The sequence below is a fragment of the Polyangium mundeleinium genome, from assembly GCF_028369105.1.
GTDB lineage: Bacteria > Myxococcota_A > Polyangia > Polyangiales > Polyangiaceae > Polyangium > Polyangium mundeleinium.
In genome coordinates, this window is sequence record NZ_JAQNDO010000001.1 from 4894346 (window position 1) to 4913498 (window position 19153).

A 19153-nucleotide genomic window follows, 5' to 3' on the forward strand; every position below is an offset into this window, starting at 1 on the left:
AACCCGGGGGCGCGTGAGGGTCAAATCCTGTATTCTAGCGTCGAGCGGCATGCAGACCCGGGCGAAGTACGGTCTTAGCGAGATGATCATCGAGCCGCCCGACACGGTCGTGATGAAGCCGCGTGGAGACTTTGACGGGGAGACCGCGGCTACGATGATGGAGGCGCTCATCACCTGGGCGCAGGCGCGGCCCTTTGTGCTCCTGCTCATGGATCTGACGTACGTCGGAGCGATCTCGCCGGCGGCGCGGCACGCGCTCACTTCGAACGGGCACAAACTGCCGCCGCGCGCGCTCGCGATCCATGGCGGGAGCTTCACGGTGCGCGTGCTATCGCAGATGATGGACCGGGCGAGCTGGCTCCGCGGGAGCCGCAATCGCTGGGTATGGCATGCGCCCGACGAGGCGACCGCGCGGGCGTGGCTCGACGAGAAACGGAAGGTGCTCGCGGCGGGCGTCCGTCCCTCGGAACGGTAATGGCTGGCATCCCGCTTGCCCAGCCAGGACGGAGCGAGGTTGGGCTGTGCAAATGGGAACCAGGTGGGCGACGCCGAGCAGGAGCGATCGAATGGGTCTTTGTGCGCGCCTCGCAGGGCTGTGCGTGGCCCTCGCGTTCGTCGCGGGCTGCGGCGGGGCGACGATCGGGGCCACGGTGCCGCTCGGATATGGGTCCATCTACGGATATACCGTCGTCGACGCGGGCGGCGTTCCGTACGACATTTACGATTACCCGAGCTACTACTGGAACGGGAGCTACGCCTATCTCGTCGGTTCGTCCTGGTATTATCCGATGGGCGGCGGCTGGGTGGTCTTCCAGGACGAGCCCTGGGATCTCTACCAGTACCGGACATCCCGGCCGGTCCAGGTCGCGCCGCCGGCCGTGCAATATCCAGCGTATCCGGCCTACCGCGGGAGCCCTGGGTATCGCAGCCCGGCTTATCGTACGTATCCGGCCTACCGCGAGCCGGCCTACCCGGCGGGGCCTCCCGTGCAGGTCGCGCCTCCGGCTCTGCGAAGGCCTGCCGAGGTCGCGCCGCCCGTGCAGGTCGCGCCGCCCGCGCGTGTGGAGAGGCCGACGCAAATCGCGCCGCCCGTGCAAGTCGCGCCGCCGGCCCCGCGCGGGGAGACCTACCGCAGGAGCGCGCCGTCTGCGCCCGCCGTGATCCAAAGCCCCGCGCCGGAAGGAACACGTCTCCCCTCGGCGCCGCCGCCTTCGCGTGGCAGGGCCGTGCAATCGGCGCCGCCTGCGCCGAGGCGGTAGCGGTCCTTTCGTATCGCGGCGCGGGGAGGTGGTGGTAGCATCGCGCGGCTTTCGGGCCGACCATGAACGACACCGCCACGCAGACCCCCGCGCCCGAGCGCGCGACCCCCTCGCCCCGCGTCCGCATCGACGTCATTTCCACGGTGGTCCAGCGCGCCCTGCCGAACGGCGTGCGCATGGAAATCCGCCCGCCGCGCCCGGTGACGGCGGCGTGGGATCAGGCGCTCCCGCTCTTCGAAGGCTGGATGCAAAGCGCCGAGCTCCGCGTTCGCGTTTCGGGTTTGACGGACAGCCCGTTCTTCGCGGCGCTCGAGATCGAGGGCACGAAGGCCGGAGCGGCCGTCGCCGCGTCGATCGGATCCACGCCCGGAGAAGCGGGCGCAGGGCCGCTCTCGCCGTTCTCCGTCGAGCTCGTCGTGCCGCTCGCGCTCCTCGCGCCGCACGCGGGCAAACGCTGCGCGCTCCGGCTGATCCTGTCGCCGCAGAGCTCGCTCGCGGGCGGGCGGAAGGTGACGCTCGCGCGGGCGATCTTCGTGGGCATCCCGGGCTACGGGCCGCTGCTCTCCGCGCTGGATCTGCTCGAATCGACGGACTCGGTCCTCGTCGACGCGCCCGAGCGGCGCCTCTTCGATCTGCAAAACCCCGAGGAAGGGCTCTGGATCGGCACGGGCAAGTGGCGCCTGCGGCTCTTCGCAGACTGGGCGAAGCTCGAAGGCGAGCCGTTCGTCATCGACACGAAGCCCGCGCACGTCCTGCACCGCTTCCAGCGCGACGACGACGCGCCTGCCGTGGTGGTCGAGGACGCGACGCGGCGCGCGGGCGGGCGGCGCACGTACACCGAGCTCGTCCTGGATTCCTCGCATCCGGACCTCCTGCCGATCCCCGAGGAGGGCAAGGACGTGGCGCTCGATCTGACGGTCGAGCACGCGCTCACGTACGGCGAGCACACGGGCGTATGCACGTGGCACGCGGCGCTGCCGGTGCGCCTGCGGGATCCGCGGCCGCTTCTGAAATCGTTCCAGCGCCTCTCGGCCGTGGGCATCGATTTCGGCACGACCGCGACCGTCGCGGCGCTCTACCAGAAGGGCTACCGCGCGCTGCTCCGCCTCGGCAGTGGCAGCGCGCCGGCCGCGAAATCGGCGGAGAACCCGACGTACCTGCTCGTCGAGGATCACGAGCGCCTGTGGGCCGAGGTCGAGCGCGCCGCGGCGGGCGACGCGCGCTTCCCGAACCTCCTGCGCGTCGTGCGAGGCAGCCACGCGGCGCGCGAGGCGATGACGGATTCGCCGAGCGCGGTCGTGGGCGAGCTCAAGAGCCTGCCCGAGCGCGTCCTCAGCCTCGATCAGTCGCCGCAGCTCCGCGACCGCGAGCGTCGCCGCGACTTCCTGCTCGACGAGAACCGCGTCCGCATCCTCGTGCGGGCGTACGCCTACCTGCTCTCGCGCGCGATCAACCGCCCGGGGCAGGACGTGTACCTGCGCTACTGGCTCACGCACCCCGCGAAGTTCGACGAGCGCGCGCGCAAGCTGCTCGAAGAAGAGATCCGCCGCGGGATCTTGCTCGGCATCCCGGAGGGGATCCCGGCCGAGGAGATCGTCGTGGAGATGAGCGCGAGCGAGCCGGAGGCGTTCGCCGCCGAGGTTTGTCCCGAGCTCGCGACGTACGCGGAGCTCGAGCCGGTGATCTCGAAGTTCGGCGAGATGCGTTTCGCGGTCTTCGATTTCGGCGGCGGCACGCTCGACATCGCCTGCGGCCGTTTCCGGCCCGCGACCGAGCAGGAGGCCGAGGAGCTCGGGAGCCGGACGGTGATCGAGACGCTCCAGGTGAGCGGCGACGATCACCTCGGCGGCGACTACCTCACGCACGAGCTCGTGTGGCTCACGCACCAGCACGACAAGCACCTGCCCGAGATGGAGGACAAGGAGGTGCCGATGATGCGGCCGCAGACGGTGCCTCCGAACAACCTCGCGAACAAGCCGCACCTCTACAAGCGCAGCCTGGCCGGGCGGCAGAACCGCTTCCGCTTCGAGCGCGAGCTCGGCCTCGAAGCGGTGAAGTTCGCGCCGGAGAACGAGCCGCGCCGCGCCGCGGACCTCTCCGCCGCGCGCCTCGACGGGAGCGAGGTGCGGCTCGAATCGATGGCCACGGATGTGCCAGCGCTGCACGCGAAGCTGAAGGATCATCTGCAGACGCGCATCCGCGACGGCGTGAAGCTCATGAAGAGCATGCTCGCGATCGCGCCGTGGGGAACCGAGGGAGATTGGCGTGAGCAGGGCGTGACGATCTTGCTCGCGGGCAACTCCTCGCGCAGCGCGTTCGTGGAGCAGGCGCTCGCGGACGAGCTCGGGATCCCGGGGCTCAAGGTCTGGCGGCCGGGCAGCAGCGATCCGTTCCAGCAGGTGGTGCTCTACGAGACGCCGCAACGCACCGAGCGCGGCGTGACGATCGTGGGCGTGACGCCGAAGACGGCCGTGGCGCTCGGCGCGCTGAAGATCGCGAACCGCGAGGTGCACCTCGTGCGGCGGGCGCAGGGGTTTTCCTACTTCGTGGGCGATCTGCGTGGCTTCCCGCCGAAGTTCGTGGCGCTCGTGCAGATGGGCACGCCCGTCTCGGATCCGAGCGCGTTCGGGCCGCATTACGTGGACTTCGGCAAGTGGGACACGAAGACGCCGCTGCGCGTGGCGCAGGAGTACGTGCCCGGGAAGATGACGTCGAACGATCCGCGCGTGTCGATGATCCCGACGGGCCTCGCCGCCGGGCTCGTGGGCAGGCTGTTCGTGTGCGTCTCGGGCCCGGACGAGCTCACGCTGGCCTTGCAGCGCGACGGGCAGGACCCGCTCGTGACGACCTTGAACCTCGCGAAGTACATGCGGTGAGCTCGCCATGAAAGAGACGTTTGCCACGGCGCTGCGCGCCGAGATCGAGGCGATCGTGCTGCGCTACGAGGCGCTCGTGTCGTCGCGCGTGGAGGCGGCCGAGCGCGAGGGCGCGCGGGGCACGGAGGCGGCCGAGCGTGAGCTCGCCACGCTGCGCGCGGAGCGAGACGGGATGGCGCGGGAGCTCTCGACGCTGCGATCGGAGCGGGACACGCTCGCGCGGGAGCTCTCGGCGCTGCGCGCGGAGCGGGATGGAATCGCGGCGCAGTTCGAGGCGTCGCGCGGGCGGATCGAGTCGCTCGAAGCCGAGGTGCGCGCGGGCGCGGCGGTCGCTTCGGCGCTGGAGGAGCAGTTCTCCGCGGAAAAGCGATTCGTCGCGGCGTGCGCCGACGTGAGCGGGACGATGCTGGAGAGCGCGCTGCGCGCGGCGCTCGGGCGTGACCTCGAGGCGAGCCCGGCGCTTTATGCGGCGCTCAAGGCGAAGGGGCTCGAGGGCGTGCTGGTCGGCGCGTTCAAGGAGCGAGGTCGCACGATAGCGCACGCGCCCTTGCTGGAGCGCGAGCGCACGCCGCTCGCGGCGCTCGCGTCCGCGGCCGGCTGCGAGCTCGTCACGCCCACGCCCGGCACGCGGTTCTCGGCGTCGTCGATGGAGAAAGCGGCGACGACGAGTGATCCCGCGGAGGAAGGCAACGTGGTGGAGTGCATGCTGCCCGGGCTGCGCCGGGCGGGGACCGAAGGAATGCTGGTGTTCCCGCGGGTGCGTGTGGCGACGGGCTGAGGGACCCCCGGACAGCCTGCTAGCGGCGCCTTCTCATCGCGAGGAGCCCGAGCGCGAGCGCCGTGAAGAGCCCGGCCGCGCCAGGCGCCTTCGAGCCTGCGCCGCCGACACTGCATCCGTCGCCGCCGCCGTTGTTGCCGCCGCCGCCTTCGCCACCGGAGCCACCTTCGCCACCTTCGCCGCCCGAGCCACCTTCACCGCCCGAGCCACCTTCACCGCCCGAACCGCCTTCGCCGCCCGAACCGCCTTCGCCGCCTTCGCCGCCTTCGCCGCCCGCGCCACCTTCGCCACCCGCGCCGCCTTCGCCGCCCGCGCCGCCTTCACCACCCGCGCCGCCTTCACCGCCCCCGCCGCCCGAGCCGCTTCCTGCATTCGTGCATTGGCCGCTCTCGCAGACCCCGCTCGTACATTCGTCCCCGATCACGCACGCCGTCTCCGCCGCGGCATTCCCCAGCGGATAGATCTCCACGCTGTTCAGGCTGTCGTCCTCCGCCGTGCCGCCCGCGATGACCACGCCATGTCCGGCCACGTACGTCGCTGTGTGGTACGACCGCGGCGATGCCATGGCCGGCAGCGAGGTCCACGTATCGAGGTCGGGATCGTAGACCTCCACGCCCGCGGTCTCGCCGCCCGAGATATCCCCGCCCGACACCATCACGCGGCCGCTCGGCAGCGCCGTCATCACGTGATGCCACCGCCCCTGGCTCATCGGAGCGACCGTGGCCCACGTATTCGTCGCCGGGTCGTAGATCTCCGCCGTCGCCGAGTGGGTGTCCGCGATGCCGCCCGCGACCAGCACCTTGCCCGAGGACAAGAGCGTCGACGTGTGCCCCTTTCGGCCCGTCGCCATCGGCGCGACGAGCGTCCACGTGTCCGTCGCCGGATCGAAGATCTCCGCGCTCGTGAGGGATACGTGCGACTCGTCCGGCCCCCACGCCCAGCCGCCCGTCACGAGGAACCGCCCGTCCGATAACGTCGTCCCCGCGTGCGCGGCTCGAAATGCCTTCATCTTCGGGGTGCTCGTCACGGCATGCGCGGTGGGGTCGTAGCGGACCGCCTTGCTCGAGACGTCCTCGCTTTCCCCGCCGCCCGCGAAGATCACGTCGCCCCCCGGAAGTGCGCCGAGCACGCCGCTGGCCTCGTAGTTCGACACGAGCGCGGCCTCGTCCGTCCAGGTATCCGTCGCCGGATCGTAGGTGGCGGCGTTCCCGGCATCGACGACGAAGATGCGGCCATCCGGCAGCACCACGCTGCGCCCATAGTAGATCCCGTTCGGCGGCGGGCTCAGGGGCGACCACGTGCCGGTGCCGAGATCGAGGCGCTCGGCCGTCTGGAGGGCCGTGTCGTCGGGGAACGTCTGCGCATATCCTCCGGCGATGAGGAGCCCCTTCCCGGGGACGAAGTGCGCCACATGCCCGCGGCGCTTGGAGGTCATGGCCGAAATGGGCTGCCACGTGGCCGACGATATCGACGGCCCCTTCGGCGCGGCCCCGACCTCGGGCAGGGAGATGAAAAAGGGCAGCGAGGCGAGAAGGGCGACGGCCCATGTACGTGTGCGGTGGATCATTCTGTAGGCTCCGGAAAAAGGACGAATAGGGGAGACTACGCGCTTTAAGACAGTTGGGGCACAAACGCAACGGCGAAGCAGGATGTCCTCTGCGCGCCGCCTGTCTGCAGCGCGCCGGACGCATCGGACCTGCCGCTTCAGGGCAAGGCCTGGACGAGATCCACGGCGGGCGGCGAAATCGGCGAGCTCGCGACGAAATGAGCCTGGAGCGCGTCGATGTCGAGCGCGCCGCCGAGGCGATCCGTGCCAAGCGTCAGAATGGAAAACCCGTCTCCGCCGGCCGCATTGTAGCTGTTCACCGCGACCCGGTACGTCTTGCCCATGTCGATGGGCATGCCGTCGATGAGGATCGACGCGGGATCGACCTTCGACCCGGGCGGCGCGCTTGCGCTGTACGCATATCGGAAATTGCTCGACGGCTGCAGCAGGTAGATGAAGGGGGCGCCGCTTGGATCAACCCCGAATTGCTGCTCCAGCAAGGCGTCGAGCTGCGCGCCCGTCAGGCTCATGACCACGATCGAATTGGCAAAAGGCACGACCGAGAAGAGCTCCTTGTAGGTGACGATCCCGTTCGTGGCCTCTCCCGCGGCCGCCATGAACGGCAGGTTCGCCCGCACGCCGCCCGCGTTCATGAGGGCAAGTTGTGCGCCTCCCTGGATCGGATCCTTCGTCGCCGCCAGCATCGAATCGGCGACCACCACGCCCAGCGTGAACACGCTCGCGCCGAGGGGCGGCTGCCCCCGATTCAGCGTCGCCGTGATGGTGCCGACCTGCTTTTCCGCGAGCGGCGCCACCTGCGCCGCATATCCATTCACATACGTCTCGACCTGCGTATCGGCCGTGTCGCGGGTGACGACCACGTTCTTCGCCTCCTTTTTGATCACGTCCCCGGTGAGGTGGCTGAGCTCCAGATCGATGTCCGTGATCAGGCGGCCATTCGAAGCCCCGCTCGTGACGAGCTTGCCCCCGATCATGCAGTTGTAGGCCGCGTGCGTGTGTCCGCTGAGGATGACGTCGACGGCGTCGGACATGTTCGTCGCGATCTGGACGACGGGCCCCGAGATGCCCGCGCATTCGTCGAAATGGCCCGTGGTGGCGCCGCCCTCGTGGAGGAGCACCACGATCGCCTCGATTCCCTGCGCCTGGAGCTCGGGCACGAGCGCATTGACGGTCTCGACCTCGTCGAGGAAGGAGAGGTCCTGGATCCCGCTGGGATCGACGATGGTCGGGGTCGCTTTCAGCGTCATCCCGACGAACGCGACCTTGGTGGTCTCGAACGTGCGAATGGTGTACGGGGGAAAGAGGGGTTTTCCCGTCGTCTCGTCGAGGATGTTCGCCGCGAGGAACGCGAAGCTCGCGCCGGGGAAATTGTTGCTGCCCTGGCAGCCGTCCTTGGGGTGGCAGCCGCCGTTTTGCATGCGCAAGAGCTCGTTCTTGCCCTCGTCGAGCTCGTGGTTGCCGACGGCGTTCATGTCGAGCCCGATCAGGTTCATCGCGCCGATCGTCGGTTCGTCGTGGAAGAGCGCGGAGAGGAGCGGGCTGCCGCCGATGAGGTCTCCGGCGGAGGCGACGACGGTGTTCGGGTTTTCGGCGCGCAGGGAGGCGACGTGCTGCGCGAAATAGGCAGCGCCGCCGGCGTCGACGGTGGTGTTATCGGGGAGGGTGATCTGGCCCGCGCTGCCCGGCGGCGGTTCGAGGTTGCCGTGGAAATCATTGAACCCGAGGATCTGCACGCGAACCGGAGGCTCGGGGGCGCCGCCTGCGCCGCCTGCGCCGCCCATCCCGCCTGCGCCGCCTGCGCCGCCCATCCCGCCCGCGCCGCCTGCGCCGGCCATGCCGCCGGTGCCGGACGACGTGCTGTCCGGCGGCCGTGCTTCGGTGCCGCCGCAGCCGGCGACGACGACCAGACCCAGGAGACCCGCAGAGACCCATCCACGAACGGAAAGCACACGCCGCATGCGCCAAGAATGCGCTCCGGGACGGAATCCGCTAACGAAATTTCGGCGCGTGAGCGATCACCTCACGCGGCAAGGGCCGCGTGGCGGGAGCCACGAAAGCCGAAGTGGACGATGTAGACGTAGCAGAGCGCGGGCAGGAGGAAGGCCTGGTGGACGCCGAGCGCGTCGGCGAGCCAGCCGAAGAGCACGGGGACGATCGCGCCGCCGACGATCGACATGACGAGGATGCTCGACCCCTGGCTCGTGAGCTTGCCGAGGCCCTCGATGCCCAGCGTGAAGATGGTCGGGAACATGATGGAGTTGAAGAGCCCGACCACGAGGATGGTCCCCATCGCCACGGGCCCGTCGAGCAAGACGGTCGCCGTCACGAGCAGCGCCGCGACGATCGCGCTCGCCCCGAGCACCCGCCCCGGATCGTGCTTGCGCAGGATCGCCGCGCCGATGAAGCGGCCCACCATCGCCCCGCCCCAGTAGAGGGACACGTATTTCGCCGCCTGTGCTTCGGTCATCGCCCCGATCGCGGCGAGCCCGAAGAAATTGACGAGGAAGCTGCCAATCGAGACCTCGGCGCCGACGTAAAGAAAGATGCCGAGGGCGGCGCGTCGCAAATGCGAAAAGCGGAGCGCGTCGAGGAATGAGCCGTGTTTCGCCTCTTCGCCCTCGACCGCCGAAATCGTCGGGAGCTTGAGGAGCGCGAGCGCGAAGGCGAGCACGAAGAGCATGACCGCGAGGCCGAGGTAGGGCATGCGGACGGCGTGCGCCTCGGCGAGCGGGTTCTCCGCTTGTTTCACGGCGCCGAGGATGAAGTGTCCGCCGAAATAGGGCGCCACCGTGGTGCCGAGCGAGTTGAAGGCCTGCGTGAGGTTCAGGCGGCTCGACGCGGTGGCCGACGGGCCGAGCACGGCGACGTAGGGATTCGCGGTGACCTGGAGGATCGTGATTCCCGTCGCGAGCACGAAGAGCGCGGCCAGGAAAAACGGATACGAGGGCAAGCTGGCGGCCGGATAAAACAGGAGCGCGCCGACGCCGCCGGTCGCGAGGCCGAGCGGGAGGCCTCGTTTGTAGCCGATCCGCGCGACGAGCTTGCCGGCCGGCAGCGACATCAGGAAATAGGCCGAGAAAAATGAGAATTGGACGAGCGCGCCCTCGGCATACCCGAGGTGGAACACGTTCTTCAGGTGCGGGATGAGGATGTCGTTCATGCAGGTCATGAAGCCCCACATGAAAAAGATCGTGGTCACGACGCCGAGCGCGCCGACGTGGGTCCGGGAAGGCACGTCCGCGACCGCCGTCGTCCGAGGGGTCGATACCTCCATGCCCTTGTCTTCTCACGGCCGGCGCAGGCGCGCCACGAACAATCACGCCGCGCTGGCTCGTCTCCAGGGCACGCGCGAGCAGCCTGGACATCTTTGTCGCGAAGCTCGGCCTTACGCGGGTCGGGCGAATGCGTGCAGCACGTACGAGGTGGGGCTCAGGCTGAACGGGTAGGCGCCGGCGCCATAACATTGCACGAGCGGAAAGAAGGGATTGGCGTCGAGGCGGTCGTGGTTCTCGGCGAGCTGCCATTCGAGGCAATCGATGAAATCCACATTCGCATATAAGAGATACCACTCTGCCGCCTTGACGCGGTCGGGGGGCAGCGCGGCGCGCAGGTCCACCACGGCGTACGCGTTCCACACCACGGTGGTGGCGACCTTCACGATGAGGTCGCCGGTGCGGGGGCGAGGGCCATCTTTCCACACGAGCGGCCGCGCATGCGCCTTGCGATCCCAGCCCTGCGCCTCCATGTGCCGGCGCGAGAGGGGCTTGAGCACCCCGTACTTCCAGTCCCATGTTTCGATGGATGCGCTCGCTTGCTCGCACAACGTCGAGAAGTGGGAGCCGTCGCCGATGGACGGACGCACCTCGAAACGCTCGGAGAGCAACGCCGGCTGGTACGACCTCACCAGGGTGTGGTGTTCGCGCAAAAGCCTCACGGCGCGCTCCACGTCAGAATCGTGGCGCGGCGGCTCGAACCAATCCACGGACGCCCATTCGTGGAGGATCCGCCGGATCGCTCCGGTGGCAGGGCCACAATCACATTGCTCGGGATCAAAATACGGGAACGTTCCCCTCATGGAGAGAGCCTCCCCAGCGTCGTGATCCGACCCTCCCGGGCCACACGAACGATGAGGGCGCCCGCCTCCGCCGGGGCGATCCCGACGCCCGAAGTCGGTTCGGGAACGGAAACCATGGTTCCTGCTTACCCGATCCAGGCCCGATCGTGTAGCGCCTCACTTGGGGCAGCACCTTCCGAGCGATCGTCCCGGGGGGGCAGGGGAGCGGAGGTGGGCGCGCGCTCTTCCCTTCGCGCAAGCGCGCCCTAGAACCGAGAACCCCGGCGCGCGCCGCCGATGGTTGGTGTAGAAACGGGTTCATGTCGCCCGCCATGAGGCAGGAAAGGGACGTGTGAGAGGATGTTTTCGGGGATCCAGGATCCGGAGACTTGGGTTGCGCTGATCTCGCTCTGCGCGATGGAGATCGTGCTCGGCATCGACAACGTCGTGTTCATCTCGATCCTCACGGCGCGCCTGCCGCCGGACAAGAGGGACGGCGTCGGTCGGATGGGGCTCCTGCTCGCGCTCGTGATGCGGATCGGCCTGCTCTTCACGATCAGCTTCCTGATGGGCCTCACGCGGCCGCTCTTCACGTTGCCCGTCGTGGGCGCGGCGATCTCGGGCAAGAGCCTGATCCTGCTCATCGGCGGCCTGTTCCTGATGGGCAAGTCGACGAACGAGATCTACGCGAAGGTCGAGCAGGACGAGGAGGAGGCGCACGGAAGCGGGGGCAAGGCGGTGAGCGTGGGGCTCGTGATCGCGCAGATCCTGGCGCTCGACATCGTGTTCTCGCTCGACTCCGTGATCACGGCGGTGGGCATGATCCCGCCCGAGCAGATGTGGGTCATGGTGACCGCGGTCATGGTCTCCGTGGGCGTGATGCTCGTGTTCGCGAAGGGGATCTCGGGGTTCGTCCTCGCGCATCCGTCGGTGAAGCTGCTCGCGCTCGCGTTCCTGCTCCTGATCGGCGTGATGCTCGTGGCCGAGGGGATGGGGCAGAAGATTCCGAAGGGCTACATCTACTTCGCCATGGCCTTCGCGCTCGGGGTGGAGCTGCTCAACATGCGGTTCCGCAAAAAGCGGCGAAAGAATGCGCCGGAGGCGGCGCCCGCGGCGAGCCCCGGGGCCGCGCCCTGACGAACGGAAAGGCCCCCGAAACGCGCCCGATGGCATGGAGATCGCAACGGAAGGATTTGGTGGACGAGGACACGCGTGGTCCCGCAGAATCACCATATGTCCTTCTTGGATCGCATCGGCCTTCCGCAGCACGCGACCGACGGCGAGGCGCGGAAGGAGCGCATCGCGCGGACCCGGCGGCTCTACGAATACGAGCCGCGTGATCCCGAGACACACTGGCTGTACCCCGTCCCGACCGCAAAACGCTTCCCGCTCCGCGAATGGTACAGCCCGGCGTGGGTGCTGAAGCTTTTGCCCGTGCTCCTGCCGTCGCTGACGCGCCGGGCCCTGCAGACCGGGCTCGGCCGCGCCGCGGAGGCGCTTGGCCTGCTGCGCGACGGGGATCGGTTTCGCTTGCTCTCGCTGGGCGTCCCGCGGCCGAACTGGGTCGACGCCGCCGACGCGCTCGATGACGCGTTCGCGCGGCAGCGCCTGGACGGCCCCTGTCCCGTGTTGATCGAGCGCGTCCAGGATCCCGCCCACCTCACAGCCCTCTTCTCGCCCGACGCTGCATTCGCCCCATCGCTCGCGCCCGAGGTCGAGGTCGAGGCCGGACGCCTGTTCGCCGTCGATTTTTCCTTGCTCCGGCGCGCCCTGCACCCGCGACGGCCCCGCGATTCGCGCTGGCGTGATCGCTACATGGCCGCTCCGCGGGTGCTTTTCCAGATGCGCCCCGAAAAAGGGGCCCTCTGCGATCTCCACCCCATCGCCATTCAGCTCGACGGCCCGGACGCGCCCGCGCCGAACCCCGTGTACCGCCCCGGCGACGGGGCCACGTGGGAAATGGCGAAGCTCTACGCCCAGGCCGCCGAGATGAACGTGCATATCTTCGGGAGCCACCTGGGCCAGGTCCATACGATCATCGAGGCCTTCGCGATGGCGACGCCGCGTTGCCTGGCCGCCGAGCATCCGGTGCATGTCCTGCTCGAGCCGCACCTGCGCTGGACGCTCCAGGTCAATGCGGACGGCAACGATCTTCTGCGTGATACCTCCAGCCATTTCGGCACCATCTACGGCGGCACGCTGGCCGAGATGCGCGCCGTGCTGGTGGAGGCGCGGACCAGCAGCACGTTCTACGACCTGGAGCTGGAGCGTGATCTCACCCGGCGCGGGGTCGCCGCATCCCCCCTCGATTACCCCTATCGCGACGACGCGCGCCTGCACGTCGCGGCCATTCGGCGTTTCGTGGCCTCGTACGTAGAGCTGTTTTATCGCGGCGACGCCGATGTGGCGGACGATCACGAGCTGCAAGCCTGGTTCGCCGAGCTCTTGGCGCCCGAGGGCGGCGATCTCGGGCGGGTGACGGAAGACGGCCGGCTGGGCACACGGGAGGCGCTGGTCGAGGTCCTGACGCAGGCGCTGTTCACCGCGGGCCCCAAGCATTCGGCGCTGCATTATGCGCAGCCCGATTTCTACTCGCTGATCGAGGGGTTCCCCGCCGCCATCTATCGCCCGCCCCCCCGCGACGGCGCGCCCCTCTCCTTCGAGTCGCTTTTCCCACCCCTCACGTCGGCGGCCACGCAAGTTCATTACAGCGCCATCGCCGTCCACCGCGCCAGCCGCTTTGGGGAATACCGGTCGTCGCGCCTCGGGCGCTCGCTTCCGGCGCGGTCCGCGCTCCAGCGGTTCCAGCGTGATTTGGCGGCGATCGAGGTGGAGATCGAAGAACGCAACCGGCGTCGTCCCCGGCCTTATCGTTACCTCCTCCCCAGCTTGGTCCCGGGCAGCGTCCATTTCTAGGATCCTATGCAAACATCGTGGGAAAACTGGAGCGGGAACCTGCGCTGCACGGCACACGTGGTGGAGCCGGAGAGCCTCTCGGAGCTCACGCGCGCGGTGAAACAGGGCGCGTCCCGAGGTCGGGTGCGGCTCTGTGGCGGGGGGTATTCGTGGAGCCCGCTCGTGCCGACGCGGGACACCTTGATCCACATGCGGCGCCTGGATCGCTGTCTATCACTCGACGAGGGCGGGGATCCTCCCACGGTCCGGGTCGAGGCGGGCATCACGATCCGGGCGCTCACGCGTATCTTGCGCGCCAAAGGCCTCTCGCTGATCAGCCCGCCGATGTTCGATCTCGTGACGGTGGGAGGGGCCGCCGCGACGGGATCCCACGGGACGCGGCTCACCGCGGGATGTTTTTCCGATGGCATCGAGTCGCTTTCGCTCATCACCGCGCGGGGCGAGGTGGTGGAGATCGACCGGACGGACCTGTCCGCGCTGCGCGCCGCGCGGGTGAGCCTCGGCGCGCTGGGCGTGGTCCATGCGGTCACGTTGCGCTGCGAGCCGGCGTTCCGCGTGAAGGTGGAGCAGCGCTATCACCCGCTCGATCATGTGATCGCGGAGCTCTCCGATCTGACGTCCACCTACGAGTTTGCCGAGCTGATGTGGATGCCGGGCGAGGCGGACGTGCTGGTGCGGGGGCTCGAGCGGACGACGGCGCCCGAGACGCCCGAATTATGGCCCAGCGCTGTGCTGCATCCCTTGCGAATGCGGACGGGGGTCCTGGCCGGAGAGGTGCTGATGCCCGGGATCGAGCGATTGCGCCCGGATCTGGCACCCCGGCTGATGCGGTTTGGCCGGGTGGTGATGTTCGCCGAGGGGGCGTGGGTGCGAGACGCGACCCGGGAGTGGCACCATATCGATCAGTATCCACGTTGCCTGGATTTCTCGTGCTCGGTGCCGATCGAGTCGGCTGCGCGGGCGTTCCAGATCCTCCGGGCCGCGCTGGAGGACGACCGGGCGAGGGGACGTTATCCGGTGAACCTGGGGCTCCTGGCGCGGTTCACGGGGCCGAGTGATTCGTACCTCGCGGCGTGCGAGGGCCGCGCGAGCTGCTTCATCGAGGTGGCGACGGTGCGAGGGACGCCTGCCTTCGATCGTTTTCGCCAGGAGGCGCATGACCGGCTGATCGACGCGATTCCTGCCATGCGACCGCACTGGGGGAAGCTCTTGCTCGCGCCGGCCACATGGCGGCATCGATTCGATCGGATGGGGGATTTCCTGGTGCAGCGGGCGCGATTCGATCCGGAGGGGGTGTTCTTGAACGAGTTTTTGGAGCGCGAGGTGTTCGGGCTCTGAGCCTTCACCCGGGGATCGGCTCGCGTCGCCGCACCCGCATCGGCAAATCCCACGCAGGTCGCAGGGTGATGAACGGGAGCGGATCCACGGGGCGATCCTCGACCCGCTCGAAGCGAAACCGCTGCAGGAGCGTCGCCAGGACCAGCGTCCCTTCGAGGTGGGCAAATGCGGCGCCCACGCAGACGCGTGGTCCCGCGCCGAAGGGCATCCAGGCGAGGCGCGGGCGCGCCGCCTCGGCCTCGGGCGTGAAGCGGGCGGGATCAAAGCGCTCCGGATCGGGATACAGCGCGGGATCACGGTGGATCATGTACGGCGCGATGTAGACCGACGTCCCCGCCGGGACGTGGTAGCGCCCGATCACCACGTCTTCCACGCTCTCTCGTGCGAACAGGTAAATGGGCGGATACAGGCGCAAGGCTTCCTTGAATGCCTGCGCGCAGAGCGCCAGGCGAGGAAGATCCTCCACCGTGGGCCGCCGGCCTCCGAGCGCGTCCACCTCGCGCTCCAGCGCCGAAAGCACCGCAGGATTTCGATCGAGCAGAGAAAGCGCCCACGTGATTCCCGAGGCGGTGGTCTCGTTGCCCGCGACGAAAAACGTGACCACCTCGTCGCGCAGCTCCCGATCGCTCAGGTGCCCTTCCTGTTCGCAGGCGCGGAGCAAAAGCTCCAGCAGATCGGACTTGGTCCCTCCCGCGGCGCGACGGGCGGTGACGAGCGGGAGCAGACGTTCCTCGATCCGGGCCAGATCGGCCCGCATCGCCGACGTGCGCGCCCCTGGCACGAGAAACGGCTGCTCCAGCCACGCGCCGAGCTTTTCCAGCCGCGCGGCGGCGCTCCCGTCGAGCCGCCGCGAGAGCCCCCGGAGCAAATTGTGCGCGACGAGCTGCCCCATCATGGCGGGCGAGGTGCCGTAATGCCCGGTCCACTCCAGCGCGCCGGTCAAGGGTTTGCTGATCGTATCGGCGAGCTCCAGATCCTCGGTCGAGAACAGGCACGCCGTGATCACCGCCATTGCGATGCGTGTGGCCTCGCGCATCACGGGGATCACCGCGCCCTCGTTCCACCGCGACGCCACTTGCACCGCGGAATGGACCATCACCTCGCCGAAGCGCGCGGACTCCGCATGCGAGAAGAGCGGGGCCACGATGCGACGTCGCCGCCGCCAGCGCGTGTCCGTTTTGCTGGAGAGCAGGCCGTCGCCCACGAGGGGCGTCAGGCTGACGCGCGTGGCGAGCGGCTTGTCGAAGCTCTTTGCCTTCTCGACCAGCACCTCGTGGACGAGCGCGGGCGTGTTGAGCAGCAGCACGTGGCGGTGCAGGAATCGGAGGCGCCCGATGTCGTCGAGCTCGCGCGCGGCGCGCCGCAGAAGGGTGAGACGATCCTCGCGCATCTCCGCCACGTGCCCGAGCAGGCCGCGGGAACCCGAGAGGACCGGTATGGCCGTGATGTTCATGGTCATGGGCGGTGGGGAAGGGAAGATGCGGGCGTCTGCGCGGTGCCGCGGGGGTCGACGCGTGTCGAGGGGGGCTGGTCAGGTTGGACCGCGGGGGTCGACGCGCGTCAATGGGCGTCGGAGAGATGGGACCGCGGGGGTCGCCGCGCGTCGAGGGGCTCGGGTCAGGTTGGACCGCGGGGGTCGCCGCGCGTCGAGGGGGTCGGGTCAGGTTGGACCGCGGGGGTCGCCGCGCGTCGAGGGGGTCGGGTCAGGTTGGACCGCGGGGGTCGCCACGCGTCGAGGGGGTCGGGTCAGGTTGGACTGCGGGGGTCGACACGTGTCGAGGGGCTCGGCCCTCGATGCGCAGCCTCTGGGCGCACGCGCCGCCGCCGATCAGCGACCCCGCTCCATGTAGGTTTTCAGCGCGTCCAGGTCCTTGTCACACGCCTTCTTGAAGGCGCCGCCCATGAGCTTGCCCATGATCTTCGTGAACAGGCCGCCGGGCATGTCGATGACCGCGCTGGTCCGCACGAGCGTCCCCGTGCCGGCGGGCTCGAAATCGTAATCGAAGCGGTATTCGCCTTTGCCCGTGGTCCCCTTGGTCCCGTCGACCTTGAGGCCGAGGCGTTTTCCCGGCACGCAGGTGGTGACCTCGAAATGCTCGGTGGCCTCCTTGCCGAACATCTTGCGCGTCTCGCGGAACGTGGTGCCGACACCGAATTCGCCGGGCGTGAGGCGTTCGGCCCGCACGAAGCCCTTCATCCAGTCGCCGAAGCCCTCGGGGTTGGTCATCGCCTCGAAGACACGCTCGGGCGGCGCGTCGATCCGGTGCTCGGAGGTGAACGAGAGTCGGTGCATGGCGAAAGGCTGCCCGATCTCGCACCGGGTTGCACCTCCATGCGCGTACGAGCCGACGCGGCGCGGGGGCCAACCATGCGAACTGGTTGCACGAAACAGCCTCGCCTGCCTCGCGGGCCGTCGAGGAACCCGGACGGTCTTGGATGGTGACTGTTGACAACGCGAGTCATTCGCACCATCATCGCCGACCAGAGGACCTCATGCACGCGCCCCCCTGCCATCAAGTGACGCTCGCAAGGAACGACATCGCCCACGTGCAGCAGTGCGCCGCGTGCGAGTGCGTATCGATCCATCTCGGCACCACCACCGTGCGCGTCGACCCGCTGGCCCTCGAAGCGTTGTGGGTCGTCCTCGGCGAAGCGGCGGCGACGGTGTATGCGCAACGGAATGCCGAGCTCGGCTCGTCGCGAGGGCTCGCGTGAAGACGCGCCGCTGGTGTTGCCGCTGCATCGAGCGCTGGTCCGCCTGCGTCCTCGGGCTCGGCCTCTTCGGGATGGTCGGCTTCGTGGCCAGCCTCGGGGCGGTCGCGGCAGGTTGGGTGGGGACCCGCGGGTTCTTCGGCATCGCGAGCGTCTCTCTCGCCTCGTACGCCGTGAGCCTGCTGGTCGGCCACCTCGGCGACCCGTTCGAGCTCCGCCCTCGCGACCCGCCCGAAGACAGGCCACCCGCGCCGCGGATCACGCGCCGCTCGTGGGCCTATTGAGGATCTTGCGAAGCGCTCGCACGATAGGACCATGCGCAGGGCAGCCCAACCTCCCGTCCTCGACTCCGTCGGCATCCACCGAGCCCTCGAACAGCTCCACGGCGTCGTGCGCGCCAAGGGGCTGAAGAACTCGGAGGTTCGTGACGCCGTGGCCCGCGTGGCCCTCGCGTACGACGGGCACTTCACGGTCGAAGACCTGGTGAAGACGCTCCGAGAGACGGGCACGGTCGAAGCGCACCCGGCCACGGTCTACCGCATCGTGCCCTTGCTGGTGGAAGCGGGGCTCCTTCAGGAAACGATGGTCTCGGCGGGCGAAGGACACCGCTACGAGCGCGCGTTCGAACGCGACCACCACGACCACCTCATCTGCACCTCCTGCGGCAAGGTCGTCGAGTTCGAGTTCGAGGCCATCGAGGTGCTTCAGCGCAACATCGCCGAGCAGTTCGGCTTTTTCCTGACGGGACACGTGCACGAGCTCTTCGGCCTTTGCTCCAGGTGCGCGCCCAAAGGGGGCGCGCGTTGATCGAGGACGATGCAAATGACTCGCAGGATGGTCCCACGGCGCGGGCGAGCTCAAGAAGACGCTGCTGGACGATGTGAACCAGATCGAAGGGCTTCGTCGCCCACGACCCACCGACACACGTATTGGGAGGCAATGACATGAGCGCCATCAAGCAAGCCCTCGGCGGGCTCCTCAAGCCGATTTTACGCGCCGTTCGGGTCGAGCACGTCACCGACGTGGCAGCGCGTTTTCGCCTCATCGTGCTCGCGGGCGAGGCGCTCACCGGGCCGCGCTGCGCGCCGGGGGACAAGGTGCAGGTGATGATCGACGGGGACTTCCGTACCTACACGCCCTTTGCGTTCGATGCGGCCGCGGGGCGCGCGAGCCTGCTCGCGTTTCTGCACGGGGACGGGCCGGGGGCGCGTTGGGGGCGCGCCGTCCGCGCAGGCGACGAGGTGTTTCTCTTCGGGCCGCGGGGCTCGTTGCCGCTCCGGGCGCTCCCGTCTCCGGCGGTGCTGGTCGGGGACGAGACCTCGCTCGCGGTGGGTCGCTCGCTCGGGGAGCTGGGCAGGCCCAGCACGGTGGTGCTCGAGGTCGACGACGTCGCCGCCACACAGGCCGCAGCGGATGCCATCGGCCTTCGCGACGCCTCGTTCGTGGCCCGTGCCGCCGGAGACGCGCACGTCGATGCGCTGTGGTCCGCCGTGAAGGCGGCCTCGCAGACGTCGAGCGCGCTGGTCTTGACCGGCAAAGCACAGACCATCCAGGCGATCCGGCGGCTGGCCCAGAGGGATCGCGTCGCGTTCGCGGCGCAGAAGAACAAGGCTTACTGGGCTCCGGGCAAGCGTGGTCTCGATTGAAGCTGGC

At 68.9% G+C, this 19153-nt stretch carries 17 protein-coding genes; 11 read left to right on the forward strand and 6 right to left on the reverse strand.

Features of this window, described 5'->3' with window-relative positions; translation table 11 throughout:
• Positions 1 to 49: 49 nt before the first annotated feature.
• From POL67_RS19600 to POL67_RS19615, 4 genes are all read left to right on the forward strand, one after another.
• Positions 50 to 475 carry a hypothetical protein gene (locus POL67_RS19600; RefSeq protein ID WP_271919177.1) on the forward strand — a complete coding sequence of 142 codons (426 nt, stop codon included), beginning with the start codon at positions 50 to 52 and terminating at the stop codon, positions 473 to 475.
• 91 nt (positions 476 to 566) lie between these two features.
• Entirely contained in the window at positions 567 to 1259 is a 693-nt protein-coding gene (locus POL67_RS19605) for a hypothetical protein (protein WP_271919179.1), read from the forward strand.
• Between the two features lie 62 nt (positions 1260 to 1321).
• Complete coding sequence (locus tag POL67_RS19610; RefSeq protein WP_271919181.1) at positions 1322 to 4135, forward strand: acetate and sugar kinases/Hsc70/actin family protein; 2814 nt, start codon at positions 1322 to 1324, stop codon at positions 4133 to 4135.
• A 7-nt stretch (positions 4136 to 4142) separates the two neighbouring features.
• Positions 4143 to 4913, forward strand: coding sequence for a hypothetical protein (locus tag POL67_RS19615; RefSeq protein ID WP_271919183.1), 771 nt, complete (start codon positions 4143 to 4145; stop codon positions 4911 to 4913).
• A 19-nt stretch (positions 4914 to 4932) separates the two neighbouring features.
• Here the strand turns inward: POL67_RS19615 and POL67_RS19620 are convergent, their stop codons facing one another.
• The 4 genes from POL67_RS19620 to POL67_RS19635 form a co-directional block, all read right to left on the reverse strand.
• A complete protein-coding gene (locus POL67_RS19620) occupies positions 4933 to 6480 on the reverse strand; it encodes a Kelch repeat-containing protein (RefSeq protein ID WP_271919185.1) in 1548 nt (515 codons plus the stop codon).
• Positions 6481 to 6617: 137 nt separating this feature from the next.
• Entirely contained in the window at positions 6618 to 8438 is a 1821-nt protein-coding gene (locus POL67_RS19625; RefSeq protein WP_271919187.1) for a bifunctional metallophosphatase/5'-nucleotidase, read from the reverse strand.
• Positions 8439 to 8500: 62 nt separating this feature from the next.
• Positions 8501 to 9754, reverse strand: coding sequence for a sugar MFS transporter (locus tag POL67_RS19630; protein ID WP_271919189.1), 1254 nt, complete (start codon positions 9752 to 9754; stop codon positions 8501 to 8503).
• Positions 9755 to 9865: 111 nt separating this feature from the next.
• Positions 9866 to 10555, reverse strand: a complete 690-nt coding sequence (locus POL67_RS19635) for a hypothetical protein (protein WP_271919191.1) — start codon at positions 10553 to 10555, stop codon at positions 9866 to 9868.
• 339 nt (positions 10556 to 10894) lie between these two features.
• Between POL67_RS19635 and POL67_RS19640 the strand changes: the two genes are divergently transcribed.
• The 3 genes from POL67_RS19640 (at position 10895) to POL67_RS19650 (ending at position 14788) form a co-directional block, all read left to right on the forward strand.
• Positions 10895 to 11671, forward strand: coding sequence for a TerC family protein (locus POL67_RS19640; RefSeq protein ID WP_271919193.1), 777 nt, complete (start codon positions 10895 to 10897; stop codon positions 11669 to 11671).
• Positions 11672 to 11767: 96 nt separating this feature from the next.
• Positions 11768 to 13450 (forward strand): lipoxygenase family protein, encoded by a 1683-nt coding sequence (locus tag POL67_RS19645; RefSeq protein ID WP_271919195.1) that lies wholly within the window; start codon positions 11768 to 11770, stop codon positions 13448 to 13450.
• A 6-nt stretch (positions 13451 to 13456) separates the two neighbouring features.
• The gene (locus tag POL67_RS19650) at positions 13457 to 14788 is read left to right on the forward strand and encodes a D-arabinono-1,4-lactone oxidase (protein WP_271919197.1); all 1332 of its coding nucleotides are present in this window, start codon (positions 13457 to 13459) and stop codon (positions 14786 to 14788) included.
• Between the two features lie 4 nt (positions 14789 to 14792).
• On the opposite strand, the gene POL67_RS19655 is transcribed toward POL67_RS19650, so the two are convergent.
• Together POL67_RS19655 and POL67_RS19660 are read right to left on the reverse strand one after the other, a co-directional pair.
• Positions 14793 to 16247 carry a cytochrome P450 gene (locus tag POL67_RS19655; RefSeq protein ID WP_271919199.1) on the reverse strand — a complete coding sequence of 485 codons (1455 nt, stop codon included), beginning with the start codon at positions 16245 to 16247 and terminating at the stop codon, positions 14793 to 14795.
• A gap of 369 nt (positions 16248 to 16616) precedes the next feature.
• Positions 16617 to 17081, reverse strand: coding sequence for an SRPBCC family protein (locus POL67_RS19660; protein ID WP_271919201.1), 465 nt, complete (start codon positions 17079 to 17081; stop codon positions 16617 to 16619).
• A gap of 200 nt (positions 17082 to 17281) precedes the next feature.
• Between POL67_RS19660 and POL67_RS19665 the strand changes: the two genes are divergently transcribed.
• From POL67_RS19665 to POL67_RS19680, 4 genes are all read left to right on the forward strand, one after another.
• The gene (locus POL67_RS19665; protein ID WP_271919203.1) at positions 17282 to 17503 is read left to right on the forward strand and encodes a hypothetical protein; all 222 of its coding nucleotides are present in this window, start codon (positions 17282 to 17284) and stop codon (positions 17501 to 17503) included.
• The gene (locus POL67_RS19670) at positions 17500 to 17784 is read left to right on the forward strand and encodes a hypothetical protein (RefSeq protein WP_271919205.1); all 285 of its coding nucleotides are present in this window, start codon (positions 17500 to 17502) and stop codon (positions 17782 to 17784) included. The genes POL67_RS19665 and POL67_RS19670 overlap by 4 nt, the downstream gene beginning before the upstream one ends.
• A 31-nt stretch (positions 17785 to 17815) precedes the next feature.
• Positions 17816 to 18307 carry a Fur family transcriptional regulator gene (locus POL67_RS19675; protein WP_271919207.1) on the forward strand — a complete coding sequence of 164 codons (492 nt, stop codon included), beginning with the start codon at positions 17816 to 17818 and terminating at the stop codon, positions 18305 to 18307.
• A 137-nt stretch (positions 18308 to 18444) separates the two neighbouring features.
• The gene (locus tag POL67_RS19680; RefSeq protein WP_271919209.1) at positions 18445 to 19146 is read left to right on the forward strand and encodes a siderophore-interacting protein; all 702 of its coding nucleotides are present in this window, start codon (positions 18445 to 18447) and stop codon (positions 19144 to 19146) included.
• Positions 19147 to 19153 lie beyond the last annotated feature (7 nt).